Here is a 17284-nt window from a genome sequence, read left to right as displayed (position 1 = left end):
CCCGCGTCAAATAAGGTGATGTGCGCGGAAATGCAATCAGCGTCGCAAGGCGAGCCGGGCCAGCAGCCAGGTAACGAACATGGTGGCGAAATCGACAGCCAGCCAGACGCGCAGATGCTCGGCATCGGCCATCGAATAGGGCAGCATATAAAGCGACAGGCCCGACAGGCTGTCAGGCAACGAGACGATCAGCAGGGCGATCATGTTGTTGAACAGATGCAGTGCGACCGCTGGACCCAATGTCCCGGCCCGCGCAGTGATGTCGGCCATAAGGATAGCAAACACCCCGGACCACAGCGCGATGGGCAGCGCGTTGGCGCCTGCCTCTTCGGGCAGATAGTGACCAAGGGCAAAGAGGACCGAGGGCAGCACCATCCAGATCAGCGCCGAACGAAAGCGCGCCGCCAGCGCCTGTTGCACATAGCCTCGAAACAAGACCTCCTCTGCTCCGGTCTGGATCAGCAGCGCCAGGATCGACAGCGGCAGCAACAACAGCCAACGCCCCGGCGGCAGGTTTTCTTTCAGCGGCGCGCCCATGTCATAGGGGGGCAGGATCAAGAGCAGCGCCCCCAGCACCAGCAGCAGGCGAAACACTCGCCAGAACTGTTGCAACGCCAGACGAGGCGGGCCGATGATACCCAGCGGTGCGCGGTGTTGAAACAGCCGTGCGGCGATGCCAACGCCCAGGATGACAAAGCCGAAACTGGCCAGCAGCACCAACAGCCCATCGGCCGTGGTGCCACTGGTGAAGCCGGCAGACCATTCCGGGCTGGCGAGCATGTTGACCAACCCGTAGAGCACCATATTGGCGCCCATCACGATGACCCCGATGGCGATCAGCCCGGCGATCAGTCGCCACAGTTCCGGCCGGGCCCGCCCCGGCGCGACCAGTTGTTCATGCGGGGCATAGGTGCGGCGATCAGGCATCGGGCTCCTTCCCGCCGTTCGGGAGCGGTGCCGGGCGGAGCGATTGGCCGGTGAAGTCGGTGATATTGATCCGTGCCGCGCGCAGGATGTCGCCGGCTTCGACCAGATGTCCTGCCACGGTTTGCAACAGATGCAGCGAGACACCGGCATCGTGTTCGATGACGGCGCGAAACTCCTCGGCACCGATACGCAGGAACCGGCTTTCGGTTTCGGCGATCAGGTCCATCGGGCGCGGCTGGCGCGTGATGATAGACAGATCGCCGATCAGTCGGCCCGGTTCGATCAGTGTTATGGGCCGCTCGCCCGGAGCATCCTCGGGCCAGCGCAGCGCGGCCCGACCCGACAGACAAAGATATGCGGCGTCGGCGGTCTGTCCGCTGGAAAAGATGACCTGTCCAGCCTGCGCCCGATACCATTGCGCCGAAAAGGCCAGTAACCGCTGGTTGCGGGCATCCAACCGCGCAAAGAGCGGTGTCGCGGCGATGATCTTCAGTTTGCGGTCCAGATCGGCGGTGGCACCGGCGGCAAGGTCTGGCTTGGCCCTGGTCACGCCGTCGATGCGGCCGTGCTTGATCTCGACAAAGAGGTCGTAGGCTTCGGGATTGGCGAAACTGTCTTCCATGAAGATCATGATGGCACGGGGCAACAACTCGCGCAGCCGCTGCCTTGTCCGTAGGCGGCTTTCGGAGTCGTGGCTGGCCAGCGCATTGTCCAGTATCAGGATATCGGGACGCTTGATGCTGGCGCGGGAAAACGCGGCGCGCTCCTGAAACACCGTTGGCAGGTTGGCGCCGCCCAGACCGGCGGGCATGTCATAGATCAGCGCGGCAATACGGCGGCGCAGTCCCGCCTCGGCCAGCACTTCGGCGACCGTGTCCTCGATTGCTTCGGCCTGGGCGCCCGCAACAATCGAGACCCGCCCAAAAAGCGCGTTTTCCAGAACCGTCAGCCGGGGGATATAGACCTGTGGATCCACGGCGACGAAATCGCTGCCCACAAGCGTGCGCAGACGGCTGGCACGGTCGCGGCGGATGGCAAGGATCTTGTCCTTGTACTCCTCGGGGAAGGCGGGGCCGATCTGCTCGGCGGTCAACAGAAATGGCACGGTCATCAGCTGAGCGCGTTCCTCGTCGGACAACGCCTCGACGCCGCCGGAGGCGTGGCGGTCGGCAATGTCGAGCAGGCGGAGATAGACCGCGTCCTCCATACCCATGCGCCGGAACAGCGGGTGCTGGGTCCCGTCGCGCCCAAAGGTCTGGCGCAGGGTTGCCACCACACCCAGCGCCATTTCCATTGCCTCGTCGGCCAGACCTTCGTCCCGAAGCATCTGGATGAAACGTCCGTCACCGATCAGTTGTTCTTGCGATATCTCGCGCGCCGGGGCGGCAAAAAGCAGGTTGCCCCCCAGCGGGACCGCGGGGTTGAAACGGTCCGGGTCGAACCGGTGTACCATCGCGGCCAGCCCCCGTTCGGACAGGCGGCGCGCAACGATGTCGCGCTGGGCGACAATCTCGGCGGTGAGGCTCTCATGCAGGCGCGGGTCGATCCGGCTGCGCAGCGTGCGGCGGAACATGAATTCGTCCAGGCCCATCGCCTCGACCAGCTGGAACCACCAGTCGCGGATCTGGTCGCCGTCGGTCAGCCCCGCGAGGCTCGGGTCGACCCAGTCGACATCCAGCGTATCGCCACTGTTGCCGGCCTGGACCGCCTCGACCAGCCGGCGGTCCGGCCTGGCAGGCGCCAAGGGGTCGGTCTGCGGCCGGGTGCGCAGCGGCATCAGCAGGTTGTCACCCAGTGTGCCGTCGAACAGATACGGGCGCGAATGGGCATAGCCGATCCGGGCGGCGATCACCGTCTGGTGCAGCGTGCTGAGGGGATGGCCCGAGATCACCACTTCGCCCCTGCTGGGCAAGATCTCGCGCGTCAGGAGCTGGGCAAGAGCCGCCCGTTCGGCAGGCCGGTCCGAGCGGATCGCCACCCGCGCGCCGGGTGGGATTGTCAGGTCGATATCTTCAAGAATGGTATTTCCATCCTGATCGTGCACCGTCACGTCGCGCAACTCGATGGTGCCGTTCAGACGCGGCACCTCATCAGGTTCCCCATCGAACAGATCAGCCGGTATCATGCCCTGAGGGGCAAAGCGTTCGGTCACCACCTGCCAGCGCAGCGACATGTCCTGCACCTGGTTGTAATAGGTCAGCAGCTCTTTCCACGGGCTGGACAGGTCCTTGTAGGCCGCCAGTGCCGCCACCAGAGCGCCCACCGTGATCTGGCCCTTGATCGCCAGATAGCCACCCACCGAATAGAACAGGAACGGGGTCATCTGCGAGATCAGGTTGTTCAGGAACTTCATGAAGAATTTCTTCTGATAGATCCGGAACCGGATATCGTAGAGCCGCCCAAGCCGGTCGGTGATCTGTGCCAGCCGATAGCGCCAGCCACCATTGGTGCGCAGATCGGCGATACCGGCCGCACTTTCTCCGATTTCGGAACTCAGGCGGCGCACCTGCTGGATGCGGGCCTTGTTCAGCAGGTTGATTTGCCGCTGCAGGCGCGGGATCAGCCAGGCCTGAAGCGGGATCAGCGCCACCGAGGCCAGCCCGAACCAGACATTCTGCATGAACAAGAAGGTCACGATGGTCAGCATCTGGCCGGCCTGGAACACTGGTTGCGCCACCGCATCCCCCATCAGACCGCCCATCGGCTCGGCCTCGGAGGTGATCATCGACACCAACTCTCCCTGACTGGTGTTCGTGTAGTAAGCGCGTGGAAAGCGCATCATCCGCGCGATCAGCTGATAGCGCAGGCGGCGCAGCATCCGCTCGCTCAACACCCCTTTCATGGTGTTGATCTTCATCTTCATCAGCCCGCTGAGGACCACCATCGCGAGAAAGGCAAGGCAGAGCGCGAACAGGTACTCGATCTGGCTCAGTTCGACGCCCCAAAGGTCGATCCGGTCAACCTGTGCGCCGATGGCATCGTTGATGATCCGCTTGGGCAGTTCGAGCGTGGCGTAAAGAAAGGGAAAAGAGATCACCGTCAGCGCCAGCAACGCAATCTGCTGGCGTTTCGAATGTTTCCAGATGAAGGAAAACAAACTGGGCTCCATCACCCACCTCTTGCCGCGGCTGACCCTGAACGACTTTGATGCCGACTGTGCGACCCTGGCCGCCCTTTGGACGGTAAGCACTGACCGGCCCGATTACAAGGTAGCCCCCGCGAGGGGTCGCCGCGGCTGGACGGCGAATTGTTTCCATAACAAGAATTTTTCCCAAGGGATCGAGTTATTGGGTTTATTTAGTTAACATCCTTTCGCTAAACAGAGAAAACAGCGCGACACCAATAGCGGCGGACGGGAATGGGCAGGGTTCTGGACAGATTGTTTCATCTGCGGGAGATGCGGCGCTGGCGCCGGGCTGCCCGCAATGCGCTGTCCACCCCCTTGTCCGAGCTGCGTCGCCAGCGCAACCGGGCGCGCGACCTGCGCACCCATCTGGACCGGCTTATCAACGTGGCCGACGGGCGGCTGGCATTGCCTCTGATCGGCTCGTCCTTCTTTCCCAAGCCGCATGGGACCGACTGGTCCTGGCGTCCCGAGCTGTGGCGAGGGCCGCTGGCATCACCGGGTCTGTCCTCGGTACCGACGCGGTCGACCCTGGGGGGCGAGGTGACGCTGTTTCATGATTGCGAATTCTCCGAGCTGACCCTGCGCCAGCTGCGTAACCTGCGTGAGGCTGACCTGGCGCCCTACGGGTTGCGCATGGATGTTTTCAAGTTCGACGGTTCGTTCCTTTCGCTTGTGATCGACCTGCCTGATACGGCGACAGAGGGGATGACGCGGGCGCATCTGCTGCGGGTCGATACCATCATCGAAAGCGAGAAACCGTTGGAGATCTTTGCCCGTCTCAACATCCGCCACGGCCCCAATACCGAACAGATCGTGCGTGAATTGCCGTTGCACGAACAGGATGTGATGGTGGAATTCGATCTGGCCTATTCGCGGCTGAACGAGAAACGGATCGAGAAGATCTGGCTGGACCTGATCTTTGAAGCGCCCGAGATGAATCAGGTCATTCTGCGCGACCTGACATTCTGCCGCCATCGGCGCGCGGCCCTGTGAGAGGTGACAGAATGAGCGACCTGACCCTGACCAAGATCCGCCTGCGCAACGGTGTGTGGGAGGGGCGGCTGACCGGTGCCCCCACAACCGGCAAACGCCCCAACATCCTGGTCACCCATCTTGATCTGCCAGTCCCGGATGTGGAGCTGGTGGAGGGCACCGACAGCAGCTTCTGGACCCTGACGATCCCGGTTCCGGACTATGCCGTCGCCGATGGGGTGCAAACCTTTCTGATTGTCGATGGTGAAACCGAGACGAAGCTGGGTGACTTTACCCTGATCGCGGGCGAATCCGTTCCCGATGATCTGCGCGCCGAGGTGGAACTGCTGCGTGCTGAGCTTGACATGCTCAAGCGCGCCTTTCGCAGGCACTGCCTGGAGACAGGTTGACCTCAGCACACAGCTGCGCATTCGGTAGGAGCCTAACCGAAAACGGCCGCACCACCGGAAGGTGATGCGGCCGTGATGTCTGGTCTGCTCGGATCAGTCTGCCGGGGCGAACGCCGAGAGACCTTTGAGGATGTCGATGGCATAGGCCAGCTGATAGTCCTCTTGCCGCAGTTCGGCAGTAGCCTCGGCCTTGGCGCGGTCTTCCTCGATCTGGCGGATCTCATCCTCGCTCAGGCTGTCATTGTTCAGGCGTCCGCGCAGATCGGCCTCCGAGCGCGAGCGCGGCGTGACCCGCTCTTCCTCGGCTTCGGGTTGGCGGCGCGGTTGCTCGACCACGATGTCGGGGCTGACACCCAGTGCCTGGATCGAGCGGCCAGACGGCGTGTAGTAGCGTGCGGTGGTCAGGCGCATGGCGCCGTCACCACGCAGCGGCATTACCGTCTGCACCGATCCCTTGCCAAAGCTCTTGGTCCCTACCACGATGGCGCGGCGATGGTCCTGCAAGGCGCCGGCCACGATTTCCGAGGCCGAGGCCGAACCGCCATTGATCAGCACCACGACCGGCTTGCCCTGGGCCAGATCGCCAAGTGTGGCGTTGAACCGCTCGCCGTCTTCGGGGTTGCGACCGCGCGTAGACACGATTTCACCGCTGTCGAGGAAGGCATCCGATACCTTGATCGCCTGCGTCAGCAGACCGCCGGGGTTGTTGCGCAGGTCAAGCACGAAGCCGTTCACCTTGTCGATGCCGCCCGCGGCTTCGACCTGCTTGGCGAGCCCTTCTTCGAGGTTGGGATAGGTCTGGTCGTTGAAGGTGGTCACGCGCAGCACCACGCTGGTGCCCTCGGTGCGGGCGCGCACGGCGGTCAGTTTGATGGTGTCGCGGATGATCGAGACGTCGAACGGCTCGTCCTCGCCCTCACGTACCACGGTGATCACGATCTCGCTGCCCACCGGTCCGCGCATCAGGTCGACCGCCTTGTCCAGGGTCAGGCCCAGCACGCTTTCGCCATCCACATGGGTGATGAAATCGCCCGCCTCGATCCCGGCCTCATCGGCGGGGGTGCCGTCGATGGGCGACACGACCTTGACGAAACCTTCTTCCTGGGTGACCTCGATACCCAGGCCCCCGAACTCGCCTCGGGTCTGCACCCGCATCTGCGCCGCGTCATCGGGCGAGAGATAGCTGGAATGCGGGTCGAGCGAGGTAAGCATGCCGTCAATGGCTGCCTCGATCAATTCGCCTGCATCGACCTCTTCGACATATTGCGCGCGGATACGCTCAAAAATGTCGCCGAACAGGTCGAGCTGCTCGTACACGTTGGAATTTGCCTTTGCCTCTTGTGCGACCAGCGGTCCGGCGACTTGGGTTGTGGCGATGATCCCTGCCAGAGTCCCGGCCAGTCCGGCCAAAACGACTTTTTTCATGCTCGTCTATCCATCCTTGTCGGTTTGGAACCACGTTTCCGGGTCCACCGGGCTGTCGCCCTCTCTGACCTCTATATAGAGCGTTTCTGATCGCTCTGTACCAGAGCCATCACCGCTTGTTGACAGAATCGCGCCGATTTCCTGCGTTGCACCGCCCATCAGGCCCACAGGCGTACCCGCCGGAACCACCTCACCCGCTGCGCCATAGACCTCTTGCAGGCCGGAAAGCACGATCAGCAGATCAGGCTGCGGTTCAAGGATCACGACATTGCCGAGGTCAAGCAGCGGGCCACGATAGCGGATCGTCGCGGCGGTGGGCGTGGCGACCAGCGCGCGGGGACGGGTCGCCACGATGATTCCCTCTCGCGTGATACCGGCGGCATCTGCCTGTCCGGCACGGCGCAGCAGAACCCCCTGTACCGGGAGGGGAAGCTGGCCCTTCAGGGCCGAGATATCAGCCGAAGAGGCGGCGATCTCGCCATCGGCGATCTCGGACAACCCGCTGGCGAACCCTTCGAGCGTTTCGGTGGACGAGACAAGGATGGCGGTGCGGACCGGGTCCTCTGTGAACCGCCGCGGCAGATCGGTGCGGTCGGCGATGGCCTGGCTCAGCTCTGCCCGCGCCTGTTGGATGCCGGTCAACCCCTCTTGCAGGGTGCTCGCGGCGTTCTGTTGCAGCGCGCGCAGGGTTCGCACCTCGGTCAGGTCACGCGCCAGCGCGTTGGCGCGGGCCTGCAATTCCGGGGTCATCTCGGCCAGGGTCATCGCCGAACGCGCGGCACCCAAGGGGCCCGACGGGTGCAGCATCAGCACTGGTGGCGGCGCGGTTTCGATGGTCTGGAGTACCCCGAGAAGCTGCGCCACCTCACCCTCGCGCGCATTCAGTTCCGCGGCCAGTTGCCCCTCGCGGACCGAGGCGCGGCGCAGCCCGTCGCGCATTGCGGCCAGCCCCGCCTCGTAGGCCTGCACGGTGCCGGTCAGGGCGCGTACGCGGTCGCGGGCGCTTTCCGCCTCGGCCAGCGCGACCGAGGCCTCTTCGAGCATTCGCGCTGCCGCCTGTGCCGCCTCGGCAGGGTCACCTTCGGCCGGGGCCATGGTGGACCAGAGCATGAGAGACAGCAAAAGCGCGGTTCGGCGGATCATGTGATCAGGCTCTCTCCGGTCATTTCGGGCGGTTTGGGCAGGCCCATCAACGCCAGCACGGTGGGGGCCAGATCGCTGAGCCGCCCATCGCGCAGGGTCGCGCCCTCCGGGCCGCCGACCAGTGCCACCGGCACCGGGTTCAGCGTGTGGGCGGTATGGGGTCCACCGGTTTCGGGGTCGATCATCATCTCGCAATTGCCGTGATCGGCGGTGACGATCATGGCGCCGCCGGCCCGTTCCAGCGCGTCGATGACCCGTGCCAGGCCCTGATCCACCGCCTCGCAGGCCTTGATCGCGGCTTTCAGGTCGCCGGTATGGCCGACCATGTCGGGATTTGCGTAATTGGTGACGATCAGATCATAGCCCGCGCCGATCGCCTCGACGAACTTGTCGGTCACCTCGGGGGCGCTCATCTCGGGTTGCAGGTCATAGGTCGCCACCTTGGGCGATTTCGGCATGAAACGATCCTCGCCCGGTTCCGGGTCTTCCTTGCCACCGTTGAGGAAGAAGGTGACATGCGGATATTTCTCGGTTTCGGCCAGACGGAACTGGCGCAAGCCGTGTTGCGCCACCCAGGCGCCCAGCGTGTTGACGATGTCGCGCTTGGGAAACACGGTGGTCATATAGGCATTGTGGCCGTCCGAATACTCGACCATGCCCAGCAGCGCCGACAGCGCGGGGCGGGGCCCGGTGTCGAAATCGGCAAAGCCCGGCTCGCCGATGGCACGCAGGATCTCGCGGGCCCGATCCGCGCGGAAATTGAGGCAGAACAGGCTGTCGCCATCCTGTACCCCCTCATAGCCGGTCAGCACCGAGGCGGTGATGAATTCGTCGGTTTCCGACTGGTTATAGGCGTGGTCGATGGCCGAATGGGCAGAGGTGACGCGACGCCCCTCGCCCTTGATCATCGCGTCATAAGCCTCCTGCACGCGCTCCCAGCGATTGTCGCGATCCATCGCGAAATAACGCCCGGTAACAGTGACGATGCGGGCGCCCTGGGGCAGGCGGTCTTCCAGCTCGGCCATATAGCCGTAGGCGGATTTCGGGGCCACGTCGCGCCCGTCCGTTATGGCGTGCAGGGCCACCGGTACCCCGGACTCGGTGATTGCCTGCGCTGCGGCGACGATATGGTTCAGATGTCCGTGTACACCGCCATCCGAGACCAGCCCCATCAGATGCGCGGTGCCGCCCGAGGCCTTGGTCGCGCCGATGAAGTCGCGCAGGGCGGCATTGTCGAAGAACGAGCGGTCCTCGATCGCCAGGTCGATCTGTCCAAGGTCCATGGCGACCACCCGGCCCGCGCCGATATTGGTGTGTCCCACTTCAGAATTGCCCATCTGGCCGCTGGGCAGGCCCACATCCGGACCATGGGTGATCAGCCGGGCATGCGGCCCCCTGGTCATGATCATGTCGAATGTCGGGGTCTTTGCCAGATAGGGCGCGTTTGCGGTCTTGTCGTCGGACAGGCCCCAGCCATCGAGAATGCACAGGACGACGGGTTTGGGGGCGCTCATGTTCGGACTCCGGCAACTGCTCTGGCTGCCTTCTATCCTGTGCCCGGCGGGGGGTGAACCGTCTTTTTCCGCGCAGTCGGGACGTTAGCGTTCACGGCGATAGTGCCGGTGGCAGGCCAGACATGTGGCCATCAGATCCGGCAGGCTGCGGCGCAGCGCCGGAAGAGTGTTGGGGCGCAGGTCGCGCGCGGCGCGCGCGGCGGCCTGGGCCAAGGCGGAAAACTGGCCCCAGTCCTGCCAGATCAGGCTGCGCGCGCGGCTGTGCCTGTCCATATGAGGTTCCGAGAAGCGTTCGGGCAGCGTATCGAGCACGTCGACCAGATCCGCCTGTGCCGCGCGGGCCGTAGGCCGGTCAAAACGGCGGCGCTGGGCGATCATGTCCATCAGCACCCCAAGCGTTGCCTTGGCCTGGCGCATGGTGGCCTGACGCGCGAGCACCGCCTCGTCCCGGACCACCGGCTCATCGGCGCCCAGAGGTGGCAAACCCGAAAGCAAGGGCAGGCAGACCAGCAGAGCGCCCAACAGGCACAATCGCCTGAAGAGACGGCGCAACATATCGGTCTGGATCGGTCGGGGCATGAGCCAGCCCTTTCTGCTTGTTGGCTCTGTCGCGGCTCCAGCATCGGTGCGGCAGGTTACCGGGTGGTTAAACCTGGCGAATTCCCTCAGCCCGCTGGCGAAGCGTTTTTGCTGTCGGGCCTGCCGTGCTTGCGGCTAGTCTGTTCGCATGACCCTGACACCCCGTCTCGATATCCTGGGCGCCGCCCTTGCCGATTCCAGCCGTGCGCGGATGCTGTGCGAGCTGATGGACGGCCGCGCCTATACCAACAAGGAACTGGCCAGCGCCGCTGGCGTCACCCCGCAGACCGCCACCGCGCATCTGCGCCGGCTGGAGGAGGCGGGGCTGATCCGGGCCACCCGCAGCGGGCGGTGCCTGTATCACCGGATTGCCGGGCCCGACGTGGCCGATGCGCTGGAAACCCTTTCGGCGCTGGCGCCCAGCGATCACCTTTATCGCGCGCAACAGCGCAAGGGCGCGCGGCTCAAGATGCTTGAGGCGCGCAGCTGTTATGACCATCTTGCCGGGCGGCTGGGTGTCGCGATTACCCAGGCGTTGTTGGATCAGGGCGATCTTGTGCCGGACGGGGCGCAATACCGGGTCATTCCCTCCGAGCGTTGGGGCAAGCTGGGCGTGACCCTCACCGGGCGCGCGCCGCTGGCACGGCCCTGTCTGGACTGGACCGAGCGGCTGTCACATGTGGCGGGGCCGGTGGGGCGCGAGATGCTGTCTCATGCGCTGGCGGCGAATTGGCTTCGGCGTCTCCGGGGTGAGCGCGGGTTGGATGTGACACCCGCCGGTGCAGCAGCGTTGCGCCAGATCCTCGGCATCAGATGGGAAGGCGGAACATGCTGCCGGCACTGACATCCGACCGCTTCACGACCCAGACAGGCTGGCGGGTGCTGGTGCAGGTGCCCGAGCCGGATTGCCCTAGGGTGATCGCGGCGGTAATCGCCCAGGACCCGCTGGTCTGGGGCGACTATGACCGGGTGACCTTTGCCGCCCCGGGGCAACAGAGCTTCCGCTCGCTGCCCGGCGGCGCCAATGCGCCCACCGCCGATGCGGTGAGCGTGCCCTGTCTGGAGCTTTCGTTTTTTCTGTCGGGGGATGCCGCGCGGCTCGACGCAGTGCTGAACGCGATCTATCATGTTCACCCCTATGAGGAGCCTGTGGTTCTGGTGGTTCCGGCTCTGCGAACCTGTCATATCCGGGGCTTGGACGAGGATAATTCGAACCGGTTCTGGAACCGCGAGGCGGCTGACTGGGTGCCGGACACACATCGCCGCGATGTGGCCGGGCCACCCCAATCACAGGGAACTGTGTCGCGACAGGCTTGATTTGCCCGCGATTTCCGGCAAGCTGGGCGTATGAACATGTCGCCTCCCAGCCCGTTCTCTGCCGGTCAGGCCCCGGCGCAGGTTGCCTTTGACAGACGCGAAATGGCCGTCATCCTTGGTCTATACGGGCGCATGGTTGCTGCGGGAGAATGGCGCGACTACGGCATTTCGATGCTGAGCGACATGGCCGTATTCTCTGTCTTTCGACGGACTGCCGAACATCCCCTTTACCGGATCGAGAAACGTCCGCGCCTGCGCAACCGTCAGGGCATGTACGCGGTGGTCGGAATGGACGGGCAGGTGCTGAAGCGGGGGCAGGACCTGAAATCGGTGCTGCGGGTGCTGGAGCGCAAGCTGATCCGGGTGGTCAACCCGGACTGATTATTCTGCATTCGAGCCGGGGATGCCTCCGGCGGGAGTATTTGCGACCAGAAAGAAGCGTCTCAGCTTTTGCCTGCGTGGCGCCTAGGCGTTGTCTTTGAGCAGGCGCTGTTTCTGCCGGTTCCAGTCGCGCTTGGCCTCGGTCTCGCGCTTGTCGTGGATCTTCTTGCCCTTGGCGATGCCAAGCTTCATCTTGGCGATGCCCTTGTGATTGAAATAGAGCACCAGCGGCACCAGTGTCATGCCCTTGCGCTGGGTTGCGTTCCACAGATTGGCCAGTTCCTTGCGCGAGACCAGCAGCTTGCGCCGCCGCCGTTCCTCGTGCTTGAACATCTTGGCCTGCTCGTAGGGCGGGATATAGGCGTTCACCAGCCACAACTCGCCGTTTTCCACGGCGGCATAGCTGTCGGCGATGTTGGTGCCGCCCGCACGCAGCGCCTTGACCTCGGACCCCTCCAGAATGATGCCGCATTCGAGATCGGACTCGATCGCGTAATCGAACCGTGCCCGCCGGTTTTCGGCGATCACCTTGTAGTTGGGGTCTGAGTTCTTCTTGGCCATGGGGCGCAGATGTAGGCGGCTTGGGCCGCCCTTGCAAGCGCGCCTGTGTGCAAGGGCGGCTGGTTTCAGCTGTTGGGGCGCACGCGCGCTGCGGTCTTGTTGGCGAATGCCTCCAGCCGTTCGCGGGCGGCGGGCTGGGTGTTGACGATGCCGCCGACATAGGCCTCGGCATAGGCGGCGTCCAACCCGGACATGTTCTGCATGTGGCTGATCGCGGAACAGATAGCGAAGTTGGTCAGCGGAAGGTTGCCCGCGATCTTGTTGGCCAGTTCCATCGCCATGTCAAAGCTCGACCCGTCGGTGATGTATTGTGCCAGACCCAGATCGGCGGCCTCTTGTCCCTGATAGACACGGCCGGTCAGGATCATGTCGATCATCCGATATTTGCCGATCATGTCCGACACGCGGATCGTGGCGCCGCCCCCGGTAAAGATACCGCGCTGGCCCTCTGGCAGGGCGAAATAGGTGCTCTGGTCCATCACCCGGATATGGGCGGCGCTGGCCAGTTCCAGACCGCCGCCGACAACGGCGCCCTGAAGCGCGGCGATGATCGGCACACCGCCATATTCCATCTTGTTGAACGCCTCGTGCCAGCGCAGGCAGACATGCATGAAATCGTCCGCGCTGCGGTCGGCCTTCCAGTGTTCGACAAGGTCGAGACCGGCGCAGAAATGATCGCCTGCACCGGTCAGCACCACGGCGCGCACGCCCTTGCGATGAGCCGTGCTGAAGAAGGTGACCAGCTCTTCGATGGTGGCGACATCCAGTGCGTTGCGCTTGGTCGGGCGGTTCAGCGTCACGATGCAGACGCCATTGTCGCGCAGGTCGAGGTCGAGGTTGGTATAGCCGGAAGTTATATCCTGGGTCACGGGCATGTCCTTTCGAATGGGGGCGGGCCCGGTTTGCGGGCCGGTATCGGGTTCTGGATCAGAGTGTTGCGGTCAGCAGGCTGTCGCCGGTATCGGTGATGCGGCTGTGCTCGGCGGCACATTCGACCAGCACCTGCTGGGCAAAGATATCGGCGGTGGCGATCTTGGCCTGCAGGAATTCGGCATCGCCGCCCTTGGCCAATTCGGCCTCGGCGGCCAGCGCCGACAGGCCAAGCTGCCAGCCTGTGGCCAGATTGCCGGTCAGCATCAGAAAGGGCACGCTGCCGGCATAGGCGCGGTTGGGGTCCTGCCCGGCGGTTGCCAACAGATGGTCGAGGCTGGCGGTAAAGGCCAGGCGAGCCTCGGCCAGGCGCTGGGCGATCCGTTGCGCTGCCGCGCCACCGTTGGACAGCTCACCCTCGGTCGCGGCGATCATCTCGGCAAAGCGGCGCGCGGTACGGCCGCCATCGCGCAGCACCTTGCGACCCAGCAGGTCATTGGCCTGAATGGCGGTGGTGCCCTCGTAGATCGGCAGGATGCGGGCATCGCGATAGAATTGCGCCACGCCGGTTTCCTCGATAAAGCCCATGCCGCCGTGGATCTGGACACCCAGCGAGGCGACCTCGACCGCGCGCTCGGTGCAGAACCCCTTGACCAGCGGCACCAGGAATTCGGCCATGGACTGCGCCTCGGCACGCACCGCTTCGGGTCCATGTTCGGCCAGGTCGAGCCAGCCACCGGTGGCAATGGCCAGCGCGCGGCCACCCTCGGTCAGGGCCCGCATCCGCAGCAGCATCCGGCGGACATCGGGGTGCTGGATGATCGGCACCGCATCCTGGGCCGAGCCATCTACGGGTCGGCTTTGTACCCGGTCACGGGCATAGGCCAGCGCATGCTGATAGGCGCGTTCGGCAATCGCAACACCCTGCACACCCACCGCATAGCGGGCCGAGGTCATCATGATGAACATGTAGCGCAGGCCGCTGTTCTCCTCGCCCACCAGATAGCCGGTGGCATTGTTGTATTCCATCACGGCCGTCGGGCTGGCGCGCACGCCCAGCTTGTGCTCCAGGCTGACGCAGCCCAGCGTGTTGCGCAGTGCGGTCTCGCCGCCCTCACCTTCGAGCAGTTTGGGAACCACGAACAGGCTCAGCCCGCGCACCCCTTCGGGCGCGTCAGGGGTGCGGGCCAGTACCAGATGCACGATGTTTTCCGATAGGTCATGTTCGCCAAAGGTGATGAAGATCTTGGTGCCGCTGATCGCATAGGTGCCGTCATCCTGCGGTACCGCCTTGCAGCGCACCCGGCTCAGGTCACTGCCCGCCTGCGGCTCGGTCAGGTTCATGGTACCCGACCAGCGCCCGGTGATCAGCTTGTCGAGATAGAATGCCTTTTGTGCCTCGGACCCGGTGATCGACAACGCGTCGATGGCGCCGTTGGTCAGCAGCGGGCAGAGGCCAAAGCTCATGTCGGCGCTGTTGACGATCTCGGTCGCGGCGGCGCCAACCACCTTGGGCAGGCCCATGCCGCCATGTTCGGTCGGGTGGCTAAGGCTTTGCCAGCCCATTTCGACGAACTGGTCATAGGCGGCCTTGTAACCCTCGGGCAGGACGACCCGGCCATTTTCCAGCCGCGCACCCTCGGTGTCGCCGATGGTGGAAAGGGGGGCGATCATCTCGGCGCAGAAACGGCCGAACTCTTCCAGCGCGGCGCGGGCATCGTCCAGCTCGATCTCGGAATAGGGTTGCAGCGCTTCGACCTGTGGCCATTGCGAGAGGTGTTCGATGGCGAACATGATGTCACGGACCGGCGCCTGATAGGTCATTCCCAATTCTCCATTCCTGTTTCAATGTGCCAGCTAGAGGAGCCGAAACTTGCGATCAACGTCATTGTGAGACAAATTCCTTTCCGATCGCGCCAAACCATTGAGGGGCCCGGACCATGCGCAGACCGGATACCGCCAGCCTGGCGACCGTGTCGCAGCCGTTTATCGAGGATTGGCTGTCGGCGTTGCGCCGCTGCTCGGCCGAGGCCGAGATGGCCAGTTTTCTGGAGCGATCGGGGCTGGGGGCGATCCATGACCAGCCCGGCGCGCGGGTGACGCTGGACCAGATCGTGCGCCTCTACAAGATCGCCGCTGTCGAGACCGGCGACGAGATGACCGGATTATGGAGTCGCCCGATCCGCCATCGGACCTTGCAACATCTGCTGGCCACGGTGCGGGAAAGCGGCTCGCTGCCCTCGGCACTGCACCGGTTTTCGACCTTCTGGAACCTGCTTCTGGATGATTTCCAGTTCGAGTTACGTACCGGCGCTGCGCAGATCGACCTGATGCTGCTGCCGCAGGGCGATGACCAGGTGCAGCGCTTTGGTCACATGCTGATCCTGAAACTGGCGCACGGGCTGCTATCCTGGCTGGCCGGGCACGAGGTTCCGGTGCGGGCGGTGCATTTCGCCTTTGACCGCCCGAGCTTTGCCCAGGATTATTCGGTGATCTTTCCCGCACCGGTGCATTTCGACGCTTCGGCCTCGGGCCTGTCCTTTGATCTGGCGCAACTGTCGCCGCCACAGACACGCAGCAGCGCCGAGATGGATGCCTTTCTGGCGCGGGCGCCGCGCGACTGGATCTTCACCAGCTATCACGAGCACAGCCAGTCGTTGCGGGTGCGCGCCTTTCTGTTTCGTTCCGACTGGGTCGGCTGTTCCCTGTCCGACACGGCGCAGGCGTTGGGCATGAGCAGGCGCACCCTGACCCGGCGGATGGAAGAGGACGGAACCAGCTTTCAGGCGATCAAGGACGCACTGCGCCGCGACATTGCCATCCGCGACCTGCGCGAGGGCCGCAAGAGCATCGAGGAGATCTCGCAGGATGTGGGGTTCTCCTCGGCGGCGAATTTTCACCGGGCGTTCCGCCGTTGGACCGGTTCGACCCCCCGCTCTTACCGGTCGGGGGCGGACCCCTCCAACACGTTATAGACGGCAAGCGCTGCCATGGCCGGCAGACGCAACTCAGTTTCGATCCGTGCCAGCACCATGGCGGGATAGCTCTGTGTCTGGTCGAGCAGGTTTACCGTGGCCACCGTTCTGCCGCCCAGCACGACGGGCAGATTGACCACCGCATCACAGCCCAGCGATGCGATCAGCGGCTGATCGGGGAACACGGCGGCGATCTCGGCCCCGCTATTGGCGACAAAGCTGCATTGCCCTTCGATCACCTGCCGAAACCAGGCATCCCGCGTAACGGGTTTGCGGCCCGAAACCGGATCACTCTGGGGCATGTTGGAATAGACCCGCAGCGCCTGACCGGCATCAAGGTCGATCAGCGTGATCGTGAACAGCCGGGCCGGAGCGTGGGATTGCGCAAGTCGGCAGAGCGCGTCCAGCGCCCCGGTGCCATCCGCCGCCAGGGCCAGGCAGTTGGCGAAGGTCCGAAGGTCTGTCTCTATCATGCAGTTGCTCATTCCCGATGCAGGGACCTGTGAAGGATGTCAGAGCAGTGGTTAGGGGCGATTCCAGCCCGGGTCACGTGATATGCCCTGATGACCTGACTGAATCGGCGACTCGATTCACGACCCTTCCTCCGGGCAAATGGTGGCGCTCTCATGATGGACCACTATATATAGCGTACACCTTGAAAATTCTGCCGGGCACCGGACCACACGGGCGACTGTGGATAGGGTCAGCAGGCTCTGCAGCGCTATTTGCGAGTAAGATAAGTAATTGAATTAGATGTAAAAAATAAGATATTTGCCTGTTTTGTGAGATTTTTGTGAAATTGGGGTTGCGGGTCCCGGGAGGAGAACGTAGATAGCCCCTCACCGGCGCTGCTGAGGCAGGGTTGGACGGAGCGAGCGGCCTCGGCCACGGACTTCGAAATAAAAAATGAGGTGAGGTCGACGCGGTTTGCGCCAGAAAGATTTGGTGCTACGTGTTGGCTTTTTGTCTCGCGCTGTTTGACATTGATGGATGACTGAAGAGATATGTGGGCGGTTTGGTTCGTTTCGACGGATTGAATGTCTGTATATCGCGCTCTTAGGGTTTATGCCCGATGATAGAGTG

General features: G+C 63.8%; 16 protein-coding genes. 6 read left to right on the top strand and 10 right to left on the bottom strand.

Translation table 11 applies throughout. The annotated features are described in order from the left end of the window. Positions 1-36 precede the first annotated feature (36 nt). Together AC2FNY_RS18905 and AC2FNY_RS18900 are read right to left on the bottom strand one after the other, a co-directional pair. Positions 37-927 (bottom strand): CPBP family intramembrane glutamic endopeptidase, encoded by an 891-nt coding sequence (locus AC2FNY_RS18905; RefSeq protein WP_496803404.1) that lies wholly within the window; start codon positions 925-927, stop codon positions 37-39. Next, positions 920-4036 carry an ABC transporter transmembrane domain-containing protein gene (locus AC2FNY_RS18900; protein ID WP_496803403.1) on the bottom strand — a complete coding sequence of 1039 codons (3117 nt, stop codon included), beginning with the start codon at positions 4034-4036 and terminating at the stop codon, positions 920-922. Before AC2FNY_RS18900 ends, AC2FNY_RS18905 begins: the two co-directional genes overlap by 8 nt. A 249-nt stretch (positions 4037-4285) precedes the next feature. On the opposite strand from AC2FNY_RS18900, the gene AC2FNY_RS18895 reads away from it, so the two are divergent. Next, positions 4286-5047 carry a DUF6478 family protein gene (locus tag AC2FNY_RS18895; protein WP_234139069.1) on the top strand — a complete coding sequence of 254 codons (762 nt, stop codon included), beginning with the start codon at positions 4286-4288 and terminating at the stop codon, positions 5045-5047. A gap of 11 nt (positions 5048-5058) precedes the next feature. Then, complete coding sequence (locus tag AC2FNY_RS18890; RefSeq protein ID WP_234139068.1) at positions 5059-5436, top strand: hypothetical protein; 378 nt, start codon at positions 5059-5061, stop codon at positions 5434-5436. A 93-nt stretch (positions 5437-5529) separates the two neighbouring features. On the opposite strand, the gene AC2FNY_RS18885 is transcribed toward AC2FNY_RS18890, so the two are convergent. From AC2FNY_RS18885 to AC2FNY_RS18870, 4 genes are all read right to left on the bottom strand, one after another. Further along, positions 5530-6861, bottom strand: coding sequence for a S41 family peptidase (locus AC2FNY_RS18885; RefSeq protein ID WP_234139067.1), 1332 nt, complete (start codon positions 6859-6861; stop codon positions 5530-5532). Positions 6862-6867: 6 nt separating this feature from the next. Beyond that, positions 6868-8004 (bottom strand): murein hydrolase activator EnvC family protein, encoded by a 1137-nt coding sequence (locus AC2FNY_RS18880; RefSeq protein ID WP_496803402.1) that lies wholly within the window; start codon positions 8002-8004, stop codon positions 6868-6870. Beyond that, positions 8001-9518, bottom strand: a complete 1518-nt coding sequence (gene gpmI / locus AC2FNY_RS18875; RefSeq protein ID WP_496803401.1) for a 2,3-bisphosphoglycerate-independent phosphoglycerate mutase — start codon at positions 9516-9518, stop codon at positions 8001-8003. Before gpmI ends, AC2FNY_RS18880 begins: the two co-directional genes overlap by 4 nt. An 84-nt stretch (positions 9519-9602) precedes the next feature. Further along, entirely contained in the window at positions 9603-10097 is a 495-nt protein-coding gene (locus AC2FNY_RS18870) for a cytochrome c (protein ID WP_496803400.1), read from the bottom strand. Between the two features lie 148 nt (positions 10098-10245). Between AC2FNY_RS18870 and AC2FNY_RS18865 the strand changes: the two genes are divergently transcribed. From AC2FNY_RS18865 to AC2FNY_RS18855, 3 genes are read left to right on the top strand one after another with little or no spacing between them, the layout of a single operon-like run. Next, positions 10246-10941, top strand: coding sequence for an ArsR/SmtB family transcription factor (locus AC2FNY_RS18865; RefSeq protein WP_496803399.1), 696 nt, complete (start codon positions 10246-10248; stop codon positions 10939-10941). Next, the gene (locus AC2FNY_RS18860) at positions 10926-11414 is read left to right on the top strand and encodes a YqfO family protein (RefSeq protein WP_496803398.1); all 489 of its coding nucleotides are present in this window, start codon (positions 10926-10928) and stop codon (positions 11412-11414) included. The genes AC2FNY_RS18865 and AC2FNY_RS18860 overlap by 16 nt, the downstream gene beginning before the upstream one ends. A 30-nt stretch (positions 11415-11444) precedes the next feature. Then, positions 11445-11795, top strand: coding sequence for a DUF2794 domain-containing protein (locus tag AC2FNY_RS18855; protein WP_234139061.1), 351 nt, complete (start codon positions 11445-11447; stop codon positions 11793-11795). Between the two features lie 84 nt (positions 11796-11879). Here AC2FNY_RS18855 and smpB read toward each other — a convergent pair whose 3' ends face one another. The 3 genes from smpB to dmdC form a co-directional block, all read right to left on the bottom strand. Then, the gene (gene smpB, locus AC2FNY_RS18850; protein ID WP_234139060.1) at positions 11880-12356 is read right to left on the bottom strand and encodes an SsrA-binding protein SmpB; all 477 of its coding nucleotides are present in this window, start codon (positions 12354-12356) and stop codon (positions 11880-11882) included. A gap of 65 nt (positions 12357-12421) precedes the next feature. Further along, positions 12422-13225, bottom strand: coding sequence for a methylthioacryloyl-CoA hydratase (gene dmdD / locus AC2FNY_RS18845; RefSeq protein WP_496803397.1), 804 nt, complete (start codon positions 13223-13225; stop codon positions 12422-12424). 58 nt (positions 13226-13283) lie between these two features. Beyond that, complete coding sequence (dmdC, locus tag AC2FNY_RS18840) at positions 13284-15050, bottom strand: 3-methylmercaptopropionyl-CoA dehydrogenase (protein ID WP_496803396.1); 1767 nt, start codon at positions 15048-15050, stop codon at positions 13284-13286. Positions 15051-15166: 116 nt separating this feature from the next. On the opposite strand from dmdC, the gene AC2FNY_RS18835 reads away from it, so the two are divergent. Continuing rightward, positions 15167-16201 (top strand): AraC family transcriptional regulator, encoded by a 1035-nt coding sequence (locus AC2FNY_RS18835; RefSeq protein ID WP_496803395.1) that lies wholly within the window; start codon positions 15167-15169, stop codon positions 16199-16201. Here AC2FNY_RS18835 and AC2FNY_RS18830 read toward each other — a convergent pair. Then, positions 16165-16674: a GAF domain-containing protein gene (locus AC2FNY_RS18830; RefSeq protein WP_496803394.1), complete on the bottom strand. Its 510-nt coding sequence runs from the start codon at positions 16672-16674 to the stop codon at positions 16165-16167. The genes AC2FNY_RS18835 and AC2FNY_RS18830 overlap by 37 nt on opposite strands. Positions 16675-17284 lie beyond the last annotated feature (610 nt).

Source organism: Ruegeria sp. BHSC223 (genome assembly GCF_059613025.1).
The sequence above is the reverse complement of the archived record's forward strand: the minus strand, read 5'-3'. Positions and strand labels throughout refer to the sequence as shown.

Excerpts from the sequence above, each read along its gene's own strand:
- AC2FNY_RS18865 (WP_496803399.1), top strand. The coding sequence starts at position 10,246 with ATGACCCTGACACCCCGTCTCGATATCCTGGGCGCCGCCCTTGCCGAT.
- smpB (WP_234139060.1), bottom strand. The coding sequence starts at position 12,356 with ATGGCCAAGAAGAACTCAGACCCCAACTACAAGGTGATCGCCGAAAAC.
- AC2FNY_RS18890 (WP_234139068.1), top strand. The coding sequence starts at position 5,059 with ATGAGCGACCTGACCCTGACCAAGATCCGCCTGCGCAACGGTGTGTGG.
- dmdC (WP_496803396.1), bottom strand. The coding sequence starts at position 15,050 with ATGACCTATCAGGCGCCGGTCCGTGACATCATGTTCGCCATCGAACAC.
- AC2FNY_RS18830 (WP_496803394.1), bottom strand. The coding sequence starts at position 16,674 with ATGATAGAGACAGACCTTCGGACCTTCGCCAACTGCCTGGCCCTGGCG.
- AC2FNY_RS18855 (WP_234139061.1), top strand. The coding sequence starts at position 11,445 with ATGAACATGTCGCCTCCCAGCCCGTTCTCTGCCGGTCAGGCCCCGGCG.
- AC2FNY_RS18905 (WP_496803404.1), bottom strand. The coding sequence starts at position 927 with ATGCCTGATCGCCGCACCTATGCCCCGCATGAACAACTGGTCGCGCCG.
- AC2FNY_RS18895 (WP_234139069.1), top strand. The coding sequence starts at position 4,286 with ATGGGCAGGGTTCTGGACAGATTGTTTCATCTGCGGGAGATGCGGCGC.
- AC2FNY_RS18860 (WP_496803398.1), top strand. The coding sequence starts at position 10,926 with ATGCTGCCGGCACTGACATCCGACCGCTTCACGACCCAGACAGGCTGG.
- AC2FNY_RS18880 (WP_496803402.1), bottom strand. The coding sequence starts at position 8,004 with ATGATCCGCCGAACCGCGCTTTTGCTGTCTCTCATGCTCTGGTCCACC.
- AC2FNY_RS18885 (WP_234139067.1), bottom strand. The coding sequence starts at position 6,861 with ATGAAAAAAGTCGTTTTGGCCGGACTGGCCGGGACTCTGGCAGGGATC.
- AC2FNY_RS18835 (WP_496803395.1), top strand. The coding sequence starts at position 15,167 with ATGCGCAGACCGGATACCGCCAGCCTGGCGACCGTGTCGCAGCCGTTT.
- AC2FNY_RS18900 (WP_496803403.1), bottom strand. The coding sequence starts at position 4,036 with ATGGAGCCCAGTTTGTTTTCCTTCATCTGGAAACATTCGAAACGCCAG.
- AC2FNY_RS18870 (WP_496803400.1), bottom strand. The coding sequence starts at position 10,097 with ATGCCCCGACCGATCCAGACCGATATGTTGCGCCGTCTCTTCAGGCGA.
- gpmI (WP_496803401.1), bottom strand. The coding sequence starts at position 9,518 with ATGAGCGCCCCCAAACCCGTCGTCCTGTGCATTCTCGATGGCTGGGGC.